This window comes from Streptomyces sp. NPDC051976, assembly GCF_040680795.1.
In the GTDB taxonomy this organism is placed as follows: domain Bacteria; phylum Actinomycetota; class Actinomycetes; order Streptomycetales; family Streptomycetaceae; genus Actinacidiphila.
Genome location: NZ_JBFAXL010000027.1, coordinates 64032 through 81140 on the forward strand (window position 1 = coordinate 64032; position 17109 = coordinate 81140).

Consider the following 17109-nt stretch of genomic DNA (forward strand, 5'->3'; position numbering starts at 1 on the left):
CGCGCATCACGCGGGGTCGCCCCCGGCCGCCAGTGGCGGTCCACCCCTCACGTCGCGTCCTGCGCTGTCCTTGGCAGCAGGTGCCCGAGATTCTCGCGCGAGGCCGGACTCGCCCCCGCCTTGCGGTAGATCTTGACCAGGTAGTTCTCGATCGTCCTTTTGCTCAGGCCCAGTTGGCGGGCGATGTCCGCATTGGTGCGCCCGGTCCCGGCCAGCGCCGCCACCTGTTGTTCGCGCTTCGTCAGAGAATCCTTTAAGCCGGTGGTCGCGTGGAGGGGATGCGTGGCGAGAAGCCGCTCCGCGTCTCCTCGCAGGCATCCCGCACCGGTGGCCGCGATGTGCCCGGACAGGCGGCGCACCACACTTCGTACATCGTCGGAACGCCCCAGACGGGCAAGAGTACGAGCGGTGTCCCTCAGGCACCGGGCCAGTTCGGCCTTCTTGCCGGCCTGCGCGAACCACACCTCGGCCTGGCGGAAATGGGTCAGGGCTTCGTCGTGGCGCCCGGCGGCGGCCAGCACATGTGCGTGGGCGCGCGCGGCGTGGGCCCGCTGGCCGGGAAGGTCCAGGCGGCTGGCGTACTCCTGCGCGAAGGCGGCCAGCGAGGCGGCCTGTTCCTGGTCCCGAAGTTCGAGGAAGGCGGTGACCAGGGTTTCGGCGTACTGGGGCAGCAACGGTGCCGCCAGCACCCGCAGATCCGGCCCTCCGGGGCGCAGCAGGAGTTCCGCGCAGGCGCCCAGGTGTCCCGCGCTGAGACGGGTGTGGTTGCGCAGTGTCGTGGTCAGGTGCGTCCACCTGTTCCCGGCGGCCGGTGCCGGGTCGGGCCGAGCGGCCGCGTCCGCCACCGCGTCCCGCTCCCTCGACCCACCGCGCCGGGGTGACAGCCAGGCCCCGAGATGCGATTCGAGCGTCCGCGCGGCGGTGAGGATCGGCGCGTGGCCGGTGGTCCGGGACGCCTCCTGTGCCTGCCTGGCCAGGCCCAGGGCGCGGGGCAGGCGGCCGGCGTACAGGTGGATCATGGCCTGCTCGATCAGGACGTGGGGCATGGCGAGCGCGTCACCGCTGCGTTCCAGGAGCGCCTGGGCGCGTTCCAGATGGCGTTCGGCGTCGGTGGCTCGTTCCAGGAGAAGCTCGGCCCAGGCAAGGGTCTGCAGAGTGCCGCGCTCCGCCAGCAAGGCGTCGGGCAGAGCGTCGACGAGGGCGGCGGCCGAGTCGGCGGCGAGTTTGGCGAGGGCCGTCTGCCCCTCGAACGCCTCTCCGCAAGCGGTGATCGCCAGTACGGTCGCCTGGTGGTGGCGCTCCCCGCGGTTCCGTGCGGCATCGTGGGCCCACAGCAGGTCGTGCCTGACCGGCGGGTACTCACCGGCCAACAGGGCCGACAGGCCCAGCTCCAAGGTCAGTTTCAGGCGTTCGCGCGAGGTGCGGTCGGACGTCAGCGGGGCGATCTCCGAACGCAGCATCGCGCAGGCCTGTGCCGGCCGTCCGAGGCGCATGTCGTTGTAGGCACACATCACCACCGCCTCCACGCGGTCCTCGACCCGGTCCGTGCCGGGCGTGCCGGGGCGGCGCAGCAGTTCCTGGAGCACGTCGCGGCTGTCGGTGAGCCGTCCGGCCCGGGCCAGGGCCCCGGCCCGCAGGCGGGAGACCTCGAAGCGCCGGGCGGCGTGGTCGTCCGACGACGGCAGGAGGCGTAGCGCTCTGTCGTACCAGACGGCCGCCTGCTCCGGTGTGACGCTCTCGCACTCGGTGCCCGCAAGAACGAGCGCCTCGGCGTCCCGCAGCGGCTCCAAGCTCACCGACCCCGCGATGTGCGGAGCCAGCTCGAGCGGCTCCGCCCCCTCGGCCCGCAGGACCGCCAGGGCATGGGCATGGACGGACAGACGACGTAACGGGGAGGTGCGTTCGTACACCACCCGGCGCATCAGCGGATGGCGGAAGGTGAGAGCGCGCCCGCTGAGCCGGAGAAGATCGCGCCCCATCACGCCTTCCAGTGCCTGGTCGAACCGGCCAGGGGCCGATCTCGTGTGCACCTGCTCCAGGACCTCGGGGCGGATCACGGGTCCGAGTACCGCGGCGGTCTCAAGGACGGACTGCTCCTGCGGTGACAAGCCGACCGTCTCGCCCAGCAACAAGGCTTCGAAGTGACCGAACCCGTAGGCGCCGGGGCCCGCTGGTGTGCGTCTGCCGCTGTCCTCGGTGGGGAGCGTGCGCAGCGCGTGCAGGGCAAGGGCGTACAGCGGGTAGCCGCCGCTGTCCCGGAAGAGCTCCTCCGCGCGGCGCGTCGCGGCCCTGTCACCCACCAGGCGTGCGCACTCCTCCCGGGACAGCGGGCCGAGTTCGACGCGATCCACCACACCGAGTTCTGTGCCGCGGGCCAGCACGAAGCGCAGTGCCGGGGGAGTCTGGCGCTCGCGATGAGCCACCACGCACAGCACCGGGACGGCGGCCACCGTTCTGGTCAACAGATCCAGGAAGTCCACCGCCTCCGGCCCGAGCGCGTGTGCGTCGTCCAGCACCACGACGACCGGTACCCGCGGGCCGGCCGGCATCCGTTCCGGCCCGGGCCGGCCGGCTGCCGGAGCCCCGAACAGCCCTACGGCGAGCCTCCGCAGGACGCCCGCGCACTCGGTGTCCTGCGTGCGCCCGGCGCCGCAGCCGGTGATCGCAACAACCCTGAACCCGGCTTCCCGCGCCAGATCCTGTACCGCTCCCAGGAACCGCGTCTTGCCGATCCCCGGCTCGCCCACCACCTCGACCAGGCCACCCGCGCCGGCGCGCAGCCTGTCCATGTCCTCACGCACACGCCGGACGTGCCACTCCCGCCCTACCAGCCCCGCCCCGTCCATGCCCACCGTTCTCCCCCCGGAGTTCCCCACCACTGCATGGTGAATACCGACCGGGGTTACACCGACGCCGGTGCCCGCCCGACCGCGCATCCGCACAAGACGCCCGGAGCACCGTTCGAGGAGTGCGATCAGAGGCCGGGCGAGCGGCGAGGCGGTTCCCCTGTCCGTACGGCCTGTCGGCCCGTGGGCTGGACGCGGCCGTCAGGGGTGCGTGGTGCTGGTTCGCACCGGGACGGTCGCGTGGGCCGTAGCGTGAGGGCGGCCGCGGCGAGGAAGGCGAGGCCGGCCAGGGGGTAGCTGGCGGCGAGCAGCATCTGGGCGGCGTTCTCGTGCACTTCGGGTCGGGTGGCGTCGTGGGGGACGGCCCACAGGGCGTCGCAGCAGAAGACGACCACGCACGCCGCGGCGCCGGCCGCCCAGCGTGGATCGCGTCGTCGTAGCGCTTCATGGACGAGCAGAACCGTCATGGGCACGTTCCATACCCAGTGGTGGGTCCAGGTGATCGGGCTTGCCAGGAGCGTCGTGGTTCCGCAGGTGACCGCTGCCCACGCGGTGGCGCCCGGCACACGGTCGGCCGAGGCCAGCGCCATGACCGCGAGGGCGGTGCCGCCGAGGGCGATGAGCACGGCCGCGGCCAGCCACAGGGACGTGGGGTGCGCGGTGTGCTGCAGCCGTGCGACGACGCCGCGCAGGGACTGGTTGGCGAGGTTCACCGCCGAGCCGGACCGGTCGGGGGCGAAGACGCAGCGTGTCCAGTAGCGCAGGGAGTCGCGCGGCAGCGCCACGGCGGCCAGCAGCGTGGCTCCGGCGAAGGTGCCGGCGGCGGTGAGGAAGCGGCGCGGCCAGGGAGTGCCGCGGCCACGGGTGACGACTGCCGCCCCGGCCAGCAGCACCAGGAACAGCAGAGGTGTGACCTTGAGCGCCGCCGCGAGGCCGGTGCCCGCGCCGGCCCACCGATTGGCGGGCCGGCGGGTGAAGTCCCACAGGACCGGGCACACCACGAGGAGGTTGATCTGGCCGCAGCGGATGGTAGCCCACACCGGTTCGCTCCACACCGCCCACGCCGCCGTGGCGAGCACCGCGGCCGCGCTGGGGGTGCGGCGTAGCACCAGGCGCAGCGACAGTGCGGCGAGCGCCACGCTCAGCAGGAGGTTCCCCGCGATCGCGGCCGCCCGCATCCGGTCGACGTCGAGCCAGGTCAGCGGCACGAACAGCAGCCCGGCGACGGGCGGGTAGGTCATCGGCAGCATCGCGGGCGTGACACGCATCGCGTACAGGTCGCCGCTGTCGCGCACCGTACGGCCAGCGGCGCGGTAGACCATGACGTCGACGAGTGAGCCGTGCACGGCGCGCTGCACGAGCCAGACCGCGGCGAAGGACAGCGCGCACAGCACCGCGGCCCAGCCCACGCGCTGCCGATGGCTCATGAAGGCAACGCCCGCCTCTCGACGCCCGAGGTCAGCGGGGCCGCTGACGTTCCCACAGGATGGGACACCGGGCGGTCAGGCCCCCGTCAACGCCCCGCGCACCGGCGCGCGGACACACGGGCAGCCGCCGCCCGGACGGGTTGCGTCCGGGCGGCGGCGGTGGCCCGCGGCGGTTTCAGCGATCCCGGGCTCTCGGACCTACGACGAGGTCACGGAGTCCTTCCGGCCGCTCTGGAACCGCTGCCGAAGCAGCGCGATGCCCACGACGCCGAGCGCGACCAGTGTCGACAGCACCACTTGGTCGCGCCCGCCGCCGGACGCCGTGTCGGTGAGCATGTAGCCGAGTACGAACACGATGAGCCCGATGGTCGCCCAGGTCAGGTACGGGTAGAGCCACATCCGCACGACCAGCTTGTCCGGCGACTCCGCCTGGATGATCTTGCGCATCCGCAGTTGCGAGCAGCAGATCACCAGCCACACGAACAGCGCGATCGCCCCGGAGGAGTTGAGCAGGAACAGGAACACCGTGTCGGGATAGGCGTAGTTGAAGTAGACCGCCACGAAGCCGAAGACCACCGAGGCCAGGATCGCTGTCTGCGGAACGCCCTGACGGGCCGTACGGCCGAAGGCGGCCGGGGCGTCGCCGCGCCGGCCGAGCGAGAAGGCCATGCGGGAGGCGGTGTAGAGGCCGGAGTTGAGACAGGACAGCACGGAGGTCAGGACGATGAAGTTCATGACCTGGCCGGCGTGTGCGATGCCCAGCGAGTCGAGTGCGGCGACGTATGAGCCGTCCTTCGTGATGGACGTGGAGTTCCAGGGCAGCAGGGTCAGCACGATGAAGATCGAGCCGAGGTAGAAGACGGCGATCCGCCAGATGACGCTGTTGGTGGCCCGGGTGACCGCGCGCTGCGGGTCCTTGGACTCGGCGGCGGCGAGGGTGACGATCTCGCTGCCCATGAAGGAGAAGACGACCATCAGCACACCGGTGAGGATCTTGCCGGGCCCGTTCGGCAGGAAACCGCCGTGCGAGGTCAGGTTGGACAGCCCGGCGGTGTCGCTGTGGATGCCCGGCAGGATTCCGAGGACCGCCAGCAGGCCCACCCCGATGAATCCGGCGATGGCGACGACCTTGATCCCGGCGAACCAGAACTCGAACTCTCCGTACGAGGCCACCGAGGCGAGGTTGGAGACCGTGAGCACGGCCATCACGATCAGCGCCCACGACCACTGCGGGACGGCCGGGATCCAGCCGTGAAGGATCTTGGCACCGGCGGTCGCCTCGACCGCGAGCACCACCACCCAGAAGAACCAGTACAGCCAGCCGATGGAGAATCCGGCCCAGCGGCCGAGGGCGCGGTCCGCGTACGCGGAGAACGATCCGGAGGTCGGGTTGGCCGAGGCCATCTCTCCGAGCATCCGCATGACCAGGACGACCAGGACGCCGACGAGGGCGTACGACAGCAGGATGCCGGGGCCGGCGGCGGCGATCCCGGATCCGGATCCGACGAAGAGGCCGGCGCCGATGACGCCGCCGATGGCGATCATCGACAGATGGCGGTTCTTGAGCCCGGCCTGGAGACCGGACTCCGCTGTGGCGCTCTCGCCTTCGGCCACACGGTCGGCGACGGGAAGAGGGGGACGTATCGTCATATCGACATCCAGGGAGTGGGTGCGGGCGGGGGAGGCACCGGCCGGGGGTGACGCCGAGGAAAATAGTTCACGACGATCAGAAAAAACAAGGGGATCGGATCGCCCGTTTCCCCCGCGGCGCCCGGGCCGGTCTCCGCTCCGGCCGGGCCGCACCCCGCTGACCTTCCGGTTCCCGTGTCGAGATGGCCGCGGGCGGGGCTTGTTTAAATGTTCATGATGCTCTAATTTTTCCCGCACCACGGCGCCACCTCGTCCGCTCCTCCCCACGTGGTGACGCCGCCCCGCGGCGCGGGCTGTCCGGGAAGCCCGGAGAACCCGCCCGACGCCCTCTCCCCCTGGGAGCGCTCATGCGCAACGCCGCCCCCGCGCCCGCACCCACCCCGACCTGCGCCAGGACCGCGATCGATCGCCTTGTCCCGCCCGGCCGACACCAGTCCACCTCGCCCACTTGACCTGGGCCTTCGAGCCCTTTCCCTTGCTCGCACCACCGCGTTCAGCAGGCCGTTAGGGTGGCGTCGTGGTGAACGCAACGGGCAAGTTCGGGCCCTACAACCAGCCGGGTCCCGAGCGGCCGGCACCCGTCATCGGGGTAGGACACGCCCGTGCCCTGCCCGGCGGCGGGCAGAGTGGAGCCGAGCTCGTACGGTCCCGGATCGCGCTGCGTGTACGCCTGGCGACCCTGCTGCCGGGCGACCGGCTGCCGGACACCGGCGTCCTCGCCGAGGAGCTGGGGATCGGCGAGATCACCGTCCGCCGTGCACTGGAGGGGATGTGCCAGGACGGGCTGCTCGACCGCCGACGCGGACGCGCGGGCGGGACCTTCATCGCGCCGGGCTGGGCCGCGGTCGTCGCCCTGATGCACAGCGAGGAGGAGGCGGCCTCACTGGAGGCATTCCATGTTCTGCTCGAATGCGGCCTCGTGGCGCACGGCTCGGGCGAGGTCCCGGCCGAGCGGCTGGACGGGCTGCGGGCGCTGGTCACCGAGATGGACCTGACTGACGACCCGACGCGACTGCTCGAGCTGGAGGCCCGCTTCCACCTGGACCTCGCGGAGACGCTCGGCAGCCCCGGGATCCGCGAGTTCGTCGCCGACCTGCTCGGCCGGCTGTGCCTGCTGCAGCCGCCGCCGGAACCCGCGACGGTGCGGGAGCAGAACCGCTGTCACGCCGAACTGCTCGCCGAGCTCGGCCGAGGCGCGACGGACCCGGCCGTGCGCGCGGCGAAGGCTCACCAGCGTGCCCGGCTGGGGTGAGGCCCGGCCGGGTCGACCCGAGCGCTGAGACCCCCTCGCCCGCGAAGCGCCGCCACACCGCAGAAGGAGCTGCCGCCATGCCAGAGCCCGGAGCCGGACCGCCGTCCACGCCGAGCCCCGCCGCGGGCACGCCGCAGCGACTGCGCGGCGGCGTCCTCGGCATGGCGGACATCGCGGCCGCGACCATGGCCAATGTCGGCCCGGCCATGAGCTTCTTTTTCGGCTTCGCCTTCCTCGCCACCACGGCGGGTGTGGCCTCCCCGTTGACCATCGTCGCCGCGGGCATAGCCGTCGCGCTGCTCGGCAACACGCTGGCGCAGTTCTCCCGGGCCCACCCCTCGGCGGGTAGTTTCATCACCTTCGTCGGCAAGACCTTCGGGCCGGTCAGCGCGGTGACCACGGCCCTGCTGGCGGCCCTCGGCTACATCATCGCGATGGGGTCCGTCATCGCGATCTCCGGCGGATTCGTACAGATCACCCTGCACCACTACACCGGCGTGAACCTGCCGTGGATCATCTGGACGCTGCTGCTCACCGGAGGCTCGGTGGTGCTGATGCTGCGCGGGGTGGTGGTCTCCACCCGATGGGCCGGATATCTGTTCGGCGTCGAGATGGCGGTGCTGGTGGTCGTCTCGATCGCGGCGATCGTCAACAACCGCGGCCACCTCTCCCTCGACCCGTTCCTCCCCAGCCACGTCAGCCGCGGCTTCAAGGGCCTGGCCGCGGGCTTCCCGCTGGCGGTGTACCTCTTCATCGGCTGGGAGAACTCGGCGGCTCTGGCGGAAGAGACGGAGAACCCGCGGCGCAACGTCGGGCGCGCGGTGTTCACCTCCGTGGCGATCATGTCGGTGAGCTACGTGCTCTTCTCCTACGCCACCGTCACCGGCTTCCACTACGACGTGGACCGGCTCGGCGCCGCCCAGATCCCCTTCATCGACGTCGCCCACGGCACCCTCGGCGCGCTGGCCTTCGCCGCCTACCTGGGCGGTCTGACCTCGACCCTCGGCGTCCTGATCGCCGGCATCAACTCCCAGGCCCGTATGGTGTTCAACGCCGGACGCGAGGGACTGCTCCCGTCCTTCTTCGGCTACGTCCATCCGATCCGCCGCACGCCGACCAACGCGATCGTCACGTTCACCGTGACCGCCCTGCTGCTCATCGGCGCCTGGGGCCTGGGCCACCTCCTGGGGCACCACGGCGGCTCGATGGACCCGGTGGTCTTCTTCACCGAGTCGTCGACCCTGGGCACCCTCCTGATCCTCCTGGTCTACCTCGCCTCCAACATCGCCCTGCCGCTGTACTACCGCAGGTACCGGCCGCAGGAGTTCCACATGGTCCGGCACCTGGTGCTGCCCGCACTGGGCGTGCTGGTCATCCTGGTCCCGCTCTACTACCTCGCCAAGCCCGGCCAGCCCGAGCCCTACAACTGGTTCCCGTACGCCGCCCTGAGCCTGCTGCTCGGCGCTGTCGGCTACGCGACGCTGCTGGTCCGCCGCGACCCGACCCTGGCCGAACGCGTCGGCTCCATCGTCGCCGACGCCGAGTGAGCGTCCGCCGCGCGCGCCCGCCGCGGCCCGCTCAGATGGTGGTCGCCGTCGACCACCCGATCGGCACCGCGATCTGGCACATTGGAAGGAGGGGGAGAAGTGAGGAGATGAGGAGACGATGCGCTCCCGCTTCGCTCCCGACCGCGAGCTGACCGTCCGCATGGTGGCGGTGATCTTCCTGCTCGGCCTGGTGTACGTGGCATTCGTCGCCGCGCTGATCGCCCTGCTGAAGTCCGTGGCGCTGGTGGTGGTCATCGTCGCCGCCATGCTGGTCGCCCAGTACTGGTTCTCGGACCGGATCGCCCTGTTCGCCATGCGCGCCCACGAGGTCACCCCCGCCGAGCAGCCCCACCTGCACGGGACGGTCGACCGGCTGTGCGCGCTGGCCGACATGCCCAAGCCCAAGGTGGCCGTCTCCGAGATGGATCTGCCGAACGCGTTCGCGACGGGACGCAACGCCGACCACGCCGTGCTGTGCGTGACCACCGGCCTGCTGCGCCGGCTGGAGCCGGGGGAGCTGGAGGGCGTACTGGCTCACGAGCTGTCCCACGTCGCGCACAAGGACGTCGCGGTCATCACCGTCGCCTCCTTCCTCGGGGTGCTGGCCGGGCTGCTGGTGCGGTTCGCGTTCTACTCCGAGCTGTTCGGCGGCCGGCGCAACGACCAGAACACCGCGGCGCTCCTCGCCGCCGTCATGGCCGTCTCCGCGCTGGTGTACGCGCTCAGCTTCCTGCTGCTCCGGGCGCTGTCCCGCTACCGCGAACTCGCCGCCGACCGCTCCGCGGCCATCCTCACCGGCCGCCCCTCCGAACTCGCCTCCGCCCTGGTCAAAGTCAGCGGCGGCATCGCACGCATTCCCACCGAGGACCTGCGCACCGCCCAGTCCTTCAACGCCTTCTTCTTCACGCCCGCCCTCAAAGAGGGATCACCCCTGGCCACCGTGTTCTCCACCCACCCAAGCCTCCAGCGCCGCCTGGACGCCCTCGCGAAGCTCTCCACGGAACTCGGACTGCACTCCTGACGAACAGCCGTCGCAGAGGGGCGCGGACATGACGGCGCCGAACGCCGGGCCCGGTTGCGCCGGGCCCGGAGTCCAGGTCACACGCCGGCGGCCGTGACGACGCCGTCGGTCGCGAAGCCGAGCAGCAGGCCGAGGAGGATCATCCAGGTGGTGAGTTCCTTGAGGGCGGCCCGGCGGGCGACGGCGAGCAGTTCGATGACGACGTAGAGGATGGAGCCGGCGGCCAGTCCCAGGAAGGCGATGGACAGGTCGTCGTTGACCAGGTGCTGGCCGACCAGGGTGCCGACGCAGGTGGGGCCGCCGCCGATGAGGCCGAGCAGGGCCAGGGTGCCCCAGGACGGGCGTTCCCCTTCCGCCGCGAGCGGGGCGACGATGCCGAACCCTTCGGTGGCGTTGTGCAGGCCGAATCCGATGATCAGCAGCACGGCCAGGGAGATCTCGCCGGTGGCGGCGGAGTTGCCGATGGCGAGGCCCTCGGCGAAATTGTGCAGGCCGATACCGGTGGCGATCATCAGCGCGAGGCTGCCGGCCGTGGAGCGCGTCGGCCGGGCAGCCAGTTCGCTGGCCGCAGCGGCGCCGGGGCCGGCGGAGAGGGCCGGGGCCTTGCGGCGGGCGATGAAGCGGTCCCAGTAGACGAGTCCGGCAAGTCCCAGCGCCAGTCCGGCGGCCAGTACCGCGCCGCCGGTGAACGCGGTGCCCCAGTGGTGGTCGCTGAGTGCGGCGTCGGTGGGCTCCCAGGCCGCGCTGAGGACGTCCCAGATCAGGAATATGAGGATGCCGATGGCGACCGCGTTGAGGCCGGCTCTCAGCCGGGGCGCGGGGTTTTGGAGTCTGCCTATGGGCAGGCCGAGGTAGATGGTGAACCCGGCGATGGCACCGAGCAGAGCGATCTGGGACGAGGACATGAGGGTGTGCTCCGAGCGGAGGGCAACATGGGGACGGCAAAGCGGGTCAGACCCTAGTTGAGCTTAGGCTTGCCTAACAAGTCCTGAGACTTCCGTGCCCGGCCGAGCGCCCGCAGCGTGGACGCGTGCCGCAAGGCCGCCGACGCGGGGAAAGGGTGCGATCAGCGCGCGCTTCGGCCGCTCTTGGCATGGTGGACCGCGCGCAGCAGCGCGGTGGCGGCCGCGCTGGTCGGATTGCTGGTCACGGTGACGGTCTCCCATGTCGGCACGGTGCCGGACAGGGCGATGAATCGCGCCTGGTCGGTCTTGGCCGCGAAGGACTGGGGTACGAGGGCCACCCCCAGGCCGTGGGTTACCAGGTCGAGCAGTGAGTGCACGTCGGTGACCTCCAGTGCGACGTGGCGCTCGACTCCGGCGTCGGCGAGCACCGTGTCGGCCAGGTCGCGGGTGCCCCAGTCGGGGTGGAAGTCCACGAAGCGTTCGTCGTGCAGGTCGGTGAGCTTGATCTCGTCGCGGTGGGCGAGCTGATGCCCCGGTGCGCAGGCGAGTACGAGCGGCTCGTCGGCCAGTGGCTCGATGATGAGCCCCTCGGGGTGCCGGGGCGGGCGGCATACGAACGCGATGTCCAGCCGGCCGGTGCGTACCTGGTCGATCAGTTCCCGGGATCCGCCCTGGCGGAGCCGGACTTCCAGTCCGGGGTGGGCGTCGAGGAAGCCGGCCAGCACTGCCGGGAGGTGTACGTGGTGCAGGCACTGCAACGAGCCGATGGCCAGACTGCCGCGCAGCAGCCCTTGCACGGCGGCCACGGCGTCCCGTGCGGCGTCGGTCGCCGACAGTGCGCGCCGGGCCTCGGCCAGGAAGGCCCGGCCCGCGGGCGTCAGCTCGACCTGGCGGGTACTGCGCACGAACAGATCGGCACGCAGCTCGCGTTCGAGCGACCGGATCGAGGCTGACAGGCCGGACTGCGCGACGTGCAGGCGCTTGGCGGCGCGCGTGAAGTGGCGCTCCTCGGCGACGGCGACGAAGTACTCGAGCTGCCGGAGCTCCATGATTCATCACCCTCGCTGCTGAATGGCATCGGATTCCGCTGTTGGACAGCTTAATCAGGTGTCGATCAGACTCGGAATCGGATCTCGACGCTGGAGGCAGACCGATGGAATACCGCATTTTGGGCAGCACCGGCACGGTGGTGTCCACGCAGTGCCTGGGCACGATGACATTCGGGAAGGAGAGCAGCGAGGAGGTGTCCCACGCCCAGCTCGACCGGTTCGTCGAGCGCGGCGGGAACTTCGTCGACACCGCCGACGTCTACTCCCGCGGCACGTCGGAGGAGATCATCGGCCGCTGGCTGGCGGGCCGGCCGGGGGCGCGGAACCAACTCGTCATCGCGACGAAGGGACGCTTCCCGATGGGCGAGGGGCCCAACGACGCCGGTTTGACGCGCGTCCACCTCTCCCGGGCTCTGGACGCGAGCCTGCGGCGGCTCGGGGTCGAGACCATCGACCTCTACCAGGCGCACGCCTGGGATCCGCTGACTCCGATCGAGGAGACGCTCGGCTTCTTCGACGACGCGGTGCGCGCCGGCAAGATCCGGTACGCGGGCGTCAGCAACTTCCTCGGCTGGCAGCTGCAGAAGGCGTCGCTGCTGGCGGAGTTCCGCGGGCTCGCGCCGATCGTGACGCTTCAGCCCCAGTACAACCTGCTGATCCGGGACATCGAGTTCGAGCTGGTGGACGTCTGCCGTAACGAGAACATCGGGATCCTGCCGTGGTCGCCGCTGGCCGGTGGCTGGCTGACGGGGAAGTACCTGCGCGACCAGGGCCCGACCGGCGCCACCCGGCTCGGCGAGGACCCGCGGCGTGGCATGGAGGCATACGGCCCGCGCAACGCGCAGGAGCGCACCTGGCAGGTCATCGACGCGGTACGGCAGGTGGCCGAGGGACGCGGCGTGTCCCTGTCGCAGGTGGCGCTGGCCTGGGTCGCGGACCGGCCCGCGGTCACGTCGGTGATCATCGGGGCACGTACGCTCGAACAGCTCGACGACAACCTCGCCGCCGCCGACCTGAACCTGTCGGAGAAGGAGACGGCACAGCTCAACGAGGTGAGCGCGCCGATCGTGTCCGACTACCCGTACGGCACACCGGGCGTCCAGCAGCGCTCGCGCGCCCTGAGCCCGTCCAACTGACGGGCGATCGAGGCTGCTTGGCGGCGACGTGTGAGCCGCTACGCGGCCCGTCGGGAGGAGGGCCCACGAGCCGGGACCAGCTGGTCATGTCTCGTCGAAGCAGAGGCAGAAGGGGTGGCCGGCGGGGTCGAAGAGCACCCGGACGTTCTTCTGGGGCTGATGCTCCGCGAGGGTTGCCCCCAGGGCGACCGCTTCGGCGACGGCCGAGTCCAGGTCGCCGACCTGGAAGTCGAAGTGCATCATCGGGCGCTGGTCCCCGTCGGCCGGGGGCCAGACCGGAGCCCGATAGCCGTCTGCCTGCTGGAACACGAAGAACGGTCCCTGCGGAGACGGGGCGACGATGGCCGTTCCCGGCTCCTCGTGCCCGATGGGCCAGCCCAGGAGATCGGCGTAGAACTTCGCCAAGCCACTGGGGTCCGGCGCCTCGATCGAGGTTCCCCACCACATGCCACTGGTTCGTGATCTCATTTCGACACCTTGCCTCATGATCACGTTCTTGTGGTGGATGTGAACGGCGTCTGTCGAGGGTCGCGTGGTGTCAGGCTGCGGTGTCCGCGTCGCGCTCGACCAGGACGCTGCTTTCGAGTTTCGTAACGGGCCCAACTCGCCGGTCATGTGGTCGATCCGCGGTACTGCCCCCACGGGCCACAGTCGACCCATGACTGATACCCCCCCACTCAGCCCCCAGCCGGCGCAGCCGGAATCCGGTGCGGAGAGCACCGACCGTACGACGGGCGCCACCCGCCGAGCCGTCCTCACCTCGTTGGGCGGCGCGACCCTGGGACTGGCCGCCGTGAGTCTGGCCGGTCCCGCGGTCGCGCAGGCGACGCCGGCGGCGACCCGGAACGGCGCGGACAGGTCGTCCACCGCGTTGGCCGCTGCCTGCGTCCTGACACCCGAGCAGACGGAGGGTCCCTACTACCTCGACCTGGAGACCGTCCGCGAGAACATCACCGAGGGCAAGCCGGGCGTGCCGCTCTCGTTGCGCATCACGGTGGTCAACGCCACGACCTGCTCCCCGCTGCCGAACACGGCGGTCGACGTCTGGCAGTGCGATGCGGTGGGCGTCTACTCCGGGTACGTTGCCGGCGGCTCCACCCCGGACACGACGTTCCTGCGCGGCGTGCAGCTGACCGACTCAGCCGGCGTCGCGGAGTTCACCACCGTCTACCCCGGCTGGTACGTCGGGCGCGCCATACACATCCACGTCAAGACGCATGTCGGCGGCACCGTCTCGGGCGGGAAGTACCAGGGGGGCCACGTGTCCCACACCGGCCAGCTCTACTTCCCGGAGACGTACAACACCTCGGTCGCCGCCCTGAACCCCTACCGGACGAACAGGGCCACCCGGACGCTCAACGCCCGGGACGGCATCTACCGCAACGGCGGCTCCTCGACCCTGCTGACCGTCACCCAGACGGGCACCGACCTCAGCGCGGGAGTGATCGGCACCGTCGTACTCGGCGTCAACCCCTGACTCCTTCCACCTGAATGGTGGCCGGGGCCCGCTCGCCCAGCCCCGGCCGCCACCGGTGTGCCCTGTGCCGCCTGCGCGTGGCAAGGTTTCCGCGCCGGAAGTCGAGGCCAGGAATCGGGGATGAGCCGGAGCCAAACGTGTGAGTCATGCGGCGCGCAGCTGATCGGAACGGCGCGCAGCGGCCGACCGGCTCGCTACTGTTCCAGCGCATGTCGGCAACGCGCGTACCGCCGGCGCTCGACACGGGGGGAGCCCCGCGGGACGCAACAGGCTTCGGCTTCTGACGCGGTGGTCCCTGCCAAGCCGTCCCTCAGCGCGTCCGCGGCCGCCACGGCGTCCCCCGAGGTGTCGTCAGCTCTCCCGAACGCTCCCGGCCGGGACCTGCCACGTGCGCTCGACTCCTTCGTCGGCCGCAGAGATGAGTTGACGCGCCTGCGCGCCCTGCTGAGATCGTCGCGGCTGGTCACACTGACGGGAACCGGTGGTGTCGGCAAGACGCGGTTGGCACTGGAGTTCGCGAAGAGGCTTCCTGGCAGCGACGGCCGGGCCGACCTGGTCGAACTCGATTCGCTGCACGACGGCGCGCTCCTCGCGCAGACCGTGGCCGCCGCGCTGGCCGTGGGCGAGCGGGCGGGACGCACCGGCGCGGACGTCGTCGCCCATGCGATCGGCGACGCTCCCCGGCTGTTGATCCTGGACAACTGCGAACATCTGGCGGAGCCCTGCGCCCGCCTGGCCGCGTTCCTGCTGAGCCGGTGCCCCCAACTGCGGATCCTGGCCACCAGCCGAGAGCCGCTGCGGGTTCCCGGCGAGGTCGTGTTCCGGGTCGGCGAGCTGTCGCTGCCGTCGGCCGGCAGCGAGGACGACCCGCTCGCGCTCCTGCGGTCCGACGCGGTCCGGCTGTTCGTGGAGCGTGCCTCGGCCGTCGTGCCCGGACTCGATCTGCACCGTGGCAACGGCCGTACCGTCGCCGAGATCTGCCGCAGGCTCGACGGTCTGACGCTCGCCATCGAACTGGCGGCACGCCGGGCCGGTACCCTGCCGCTGAGCGACATCCTGGCGGGACTGGACGACCGGCTGTCACTCCTCACTGACGGCAGCCGGACCGGGCCCGGGCGACATCGCGAGCTGGCCGCGGCGATCGACTGGAGCCACCGCTTGCTCGGTCCGGCCGAGCAGGCGGTCTTCCGGCGCCTGTCGGTCCTTGCCGGCGGGTTCGACGCGGCCGCGGCGCAAGCGGTCTGCGCCGCCGACGCCCTCGCGCCGCACCCGATCCTCCCTCTCCTGTGTGCCCTGGAAGCCAAGTCCCTGATCGTGCGGCTGCCGGGAGAGGCACCGCACGCACGGTTCCGGCAACTCGCTGCCGTCCGCGCGTACGCCGCGGAGCGGCTGGCCGCCTCCGGGGAGCTGGACGCCACCTGGCAACGGGCCCTCGACTGGATGAGTACGGTGGCGGACCGAGCCCGCGATGAGGTCTTCGCCGACCACGCCAGCCGTCCCCTGGCGGCGGAACGGGACAATCTCGCGGTGGCCCTCGCCCACACCGGCGGACGCGACGACATGGCGCACCTCCGGCTCACACTGGAACTGGCACGCGTGCGATACCAGCAGGAGCAGCCGTCCGCCGCTCGTACGTTGCTGACGCCGCTTCTGGAGGACCCCGACGTCCGCGCGCTCGGCGGCTCGGTGCCGGCGCTCGCCTCGCGCGCGGCCTGCGAGCAGGCGGACCTGGCGGAAGCTGTGCGCCTGGGCGATCAGGCTGTGGCCATGGAACGCGCGCGCAGTCACCCCCCGGGCCTGGCCAACGCCCTGGACGCACGGGCCGCGGCACACCTGTGCCGCGGCGAATCCTCCGCAGCCGTCGCGGACCTGCGCGAGTGCCTGGATATCGTCGCCGCCCTCGGCGATCCCCACGACACCGCGTGGTGCACCCATCATCTGGCCTGGGCGCTGCTCCAGGCAGGCGGGGAGCACGAGGCCGACAAGCTGATGTCGCACTGTCTGCCGGTGCTCAAGAAGCATGCCCCCTGGCCCCAAGTGGCGGCCGCACTGCACACCGCGGGCACCGTGCGGCTGGTTCTCGGAGATCTGGAGCGCGCGGAGGCGCAGTTCGCCGAGGTGCTGAGGATCGTTCCGCGAGCCGGCCACCACGCCGTGTACCCCATGGAGGGCCTGGCCATCGTGGCGGCTGAGCGGGGCGAATTCCCGCGAGCCCTGAGGCTGCACGAGGGATGCGCCCAGGCCCGCCGCCGGTTGGAGAGCGAACCCGAGGCGCCCTGGCGGAGCAGGGTGGCGGAGTCGGCGGCGCGTACGAGAAAGCGGCTGTCGGGGGACGCGCGGGACGCGGCCGTCAGAAGCGGCCGTCGGCAGCGCTGGGACGGGCTCGTCGCGTACGCCCTGCGGGAACGCGGCGGCGGTCGGGGGAGTGGCGCGGGCCCGGGCGCGGACGGTCTGTCCACGCTCACCGGAAGGGAGCTCATGGTCGCCGAACTGGTCGCCGAGGGCCTCACCAACCGTCAGATCGCGCACCGGCTCAGCCTTTCGATGCGGACGGTGGCCACGCACCTGGACAAGGTCCGCGACAAGCTCGGCCTGCGGTCGCGCACGCAGATCGCCGTGTGGGTGGCTGACGGGGCCGGGGAACGGGGGGACCTGGGGCGGCGGGATGCGTAACGGAGAGGTGAGCCGGCGGGTAAAACGCTGGAATGCCGACCTCCCGCGGGTATCGACCGGGGGAGGCCGGCATTGGCGTTCTTGCCGCGCCGTGGTGCGTGAGGGCAGTGCCCAGTACCGCTTTGC

Annotated in this window: 12 protein-coding genes; 6 read left to right on the plus strand and 6 right to left on the minus strand. The window is 71.3% G+C overall.

The window, feature by feature from the left end; translation table 11 throughout:
- Positions 1-47: 47 nt before the first annotated feature.
- The 3 genes from AB0M29_RS25195 to AB0M29_RS25205 all read right to left on the minus strand — a co-directional run bounded on the left by AB0M29_RS25195 (position 48) and on the right by AB0M29_RS25205 (position 5818).
- The gene (locus tag AB0M29_RS25195) at positions 48-2936 is read right to left on the minus strand and encodes a LuxR C-terminal-related transcriptional regulator (protein WP_365386273.1); all 2889 of its coding nucleotides are present in this window, start codon (positions 2934-2936) and stop codon (positions 48-50) included.
- 38 nt (positions 2937-2974) lie between these two features.
- Positions 2975-4273, minus strand: a complete 1299-nt coding sequence (locus AB0M29_RS25200) for a glycosyltransferase 87 family protein (RefSeq protein WP_365386276.1) — start codon at positions 4271-4273, stop codon at positions 2975-2977.
- Between the two features lie 198 nt (positions 4274-4471).
- Positions 4472-5818, minus strand: coding sequence for an amino acid permease (locus AB0M29_RS25205; protein ID WP_365386383.1), 1347 nt, complete (start codon positions 5816-5818; stop codon positions 4472-4474).
- A gap of 622 nt (positions 5819-6440) precedes the next feature.
- Here AB0M29_RS25205 and AB0M29_RS25210 point away from each other — a divergent pair.
- From AB0M29_RS25210 to htpX, 3 genes are all read left to right on the plus strand, one after another.
- Entirely contained in the window at positions 6441-7175 is a 735-nt protein-coding gene (locus AB0M29_RS25210) for an FCD domain-containing protein (protein WP_365386278.1), read from the plus strand.
- A gap of 77 nt (positions 7176-7252) precedes the next feature.
- Positions 7253-8722 carry an APC family permease gene (locus tag AB0M29_RS25215; protein WP_365386280.1) on the plus strand — a complete coding sequence of 490 codons (1470 nt, stop codon included), beginning with the start codon at positions 7253-7255 and terminating at the stop codon, positions 8720-8722.
- Positions 8723-8840: 118 nt separating this feature from the next.
- On the plus strand, positions 8841-9743 hold the full coding sequence (gene htpX, locus AB0M29_RS25220; protein WP_365386283.1) for a zinc metalloprotease HtpX: 903 nt from the start codon (positions 8841-8843) through the stop codon (positions 9741-9743).
- Positions 9744-9820: 77 nt separating this feature from the next.
- Here htpX and AB0M29_RS25225 read toward each other — a convergent pair whose 3' ends face one another.
- Together AB0M29_RS25225 and AB0M29_RS25230 are read right to left on the minus strand one after the other, a co-directional pair.
- The gene (locus AB0M29_RS25225; RefSeq protein WP_365386285.1) at positions 9821-10648 is read right to left on the minus strand and encodes a ZIP family metal transporter; all 828 of its coding nucleotides are present in this window, start codon (positions 10646-10648) and stop codon (positions 9821-9823) included.
- A gap of 161 nt (positions 10649-10809) precedes the next feature.
- Positions 10810-11697 (minus strand): LysR family transcriptional regulator, encoded by an 888-nt coding sequence (locus AB0M29_RS25230; RefSeq protein ID WP_365386288.1) that lies wholly within the window; start codon positions 11695-11697, stop codon positions 10810-10812.
- A gap of 104 nt (positions 11698-11801) precedes the next feature.
- On the opposite strand from AB0M29_RS25230, the gene AB0M29_RS25235 reads away from it, so the two are divergent.
- The gene (locus AB0M29_RS25235) at positions 11802-12833 is read left to right on the plus strand and encodes an aldo/keto reductase (RefSeq protein ID WP_365386289.1); all 1032 of its coding nucleotides are present in this window, start codon (positions 11802-11804) and stop codon (positions 12831-12833) included.
- An 84-nt stretch (positions 12834-12917) separates the two neighbouring features.
- On the opposite strand, the gene AB0M29_RS25240 is transcribed toward AB0M29_RS25235, so the two are convergent.
- Positions 12918-13301: a VOC family protein gene (locus tag AB0M29_RS25240; RefSeq protein ID WP_365386290.1), complete on the minus strand. Its 384-nt coding sequence runs from the start codon at positions 13299-13301 to the stop codon at positions 12918-12920.
- Between the two features lie 190 nt (positions 13302-13491).
- Between AB0M29_RS25240 and AB0M29_RS25245 the strand changes: the two genes are divergently transcribed.
- Both AB0M29_RS25245 and AB0M29_RS25250 read left to right on the plus strand, forming a co-directional pair.
- On the plus strand, positions 13492-14310 hold the full coding sequence (locus AB0M29_RS25245; protein WP_365386291.1) for an intradiol ring-cleavage dioxygenase: 819 nt from the start codon (positions 13492-13494) through the stop codon (positions 14308-14310).
- A gap of 288 nt (positions 14311-14598) precedes the next feature.
- Complete coding sequence (locus tag AB0M29_RS25250; protein WP_365386294.1) at positions 14599-16983, plus strand: LuxR C-terminal-related transcriptional regulator; 2385 nt, start codon at positions 14599-14601, stop codon at positions 16981-16983.
- The last annotated feature ends 126 nt before the right edge of the window (positions 16984-17109 follow it).

Excerpts from the sequence above, each read along its gene's own strand:
- AB0M29_RS25225 (WP_365386285.1), bottom strand. The coding sequence starts at position 10,648 with ATGTCCTCGTCCCAGATCGCTCTGCTCGGTGCCATCGCCGGGTTCACC.
- AB0M29_RS25240 (WP_365386290.1), bottom strand. The coding sequence starts at position 13,301 with ATGAGATCACGAACCAGTGGCATGTGGTGGGGAACCTCGATCGAGGCG.
- AB0M29_RS25200 (WP_365386276.1), bottom strand. The coding sequence starts at position 4,273 with ATGAGCCATCGGCAGCGCGTGGGCTGGGCCGCGGTGCTGTGCGCGCTG.
- AB0M29_RS25195 (WP_365386273.1), bottom strand. The coding sequence starts at position 2,936 with ATGCGCGGTCGGGCGGGCACCGGCGTCGGTGTAACCCCGGTCGGTATT.
- htpX (WP_365386283.1), top strand. The coding sequence starts at position 8,841 with ATGCGCTCCCGCTTCGCTCCCGACCGCGAGCTGACCGTCCGCATGGTG.
- AB0M29_RS25235 (WP_365386289.1), top strand. The coding sequence starts at position 11,802 with ATGGAATACCGCATTTTGGGCAGCACCGGCACGGTGGTGTCCACGCAG.
- AB0M29_RS25245 (WP_365386291.1), top strand. The coding sequence starts at position 13,492 with ATGACTGATACCCCCCCACTCAGCCCCCAGCCGGCGCAGCCGGAATCC.
- AB0M29_RS25230 (WP_365386288.1), bottom strand. The coding sequence starts at position 11,697 with ATGGAGCTCCGGCAGCTCGAGTACTTCGTCGCCGTCGCCGAGGAGCGC.
- AB0M29_RS25215 (WP_365386280.1), top strand. The coding sequence starts at position 7,253 with ATGCCAGAGCCCGGAGCCGGACCGCCGTCCACGCCGAGCCCCGCCGCG.
- AB0M29_RS25205 (WP_365386383.1), bottom strand. The coding sequence starts at position 5,818 with ATGATCGCCATCGGCGGCGTCATCGGCGCCGGCCTCTTCGTCGGATCC.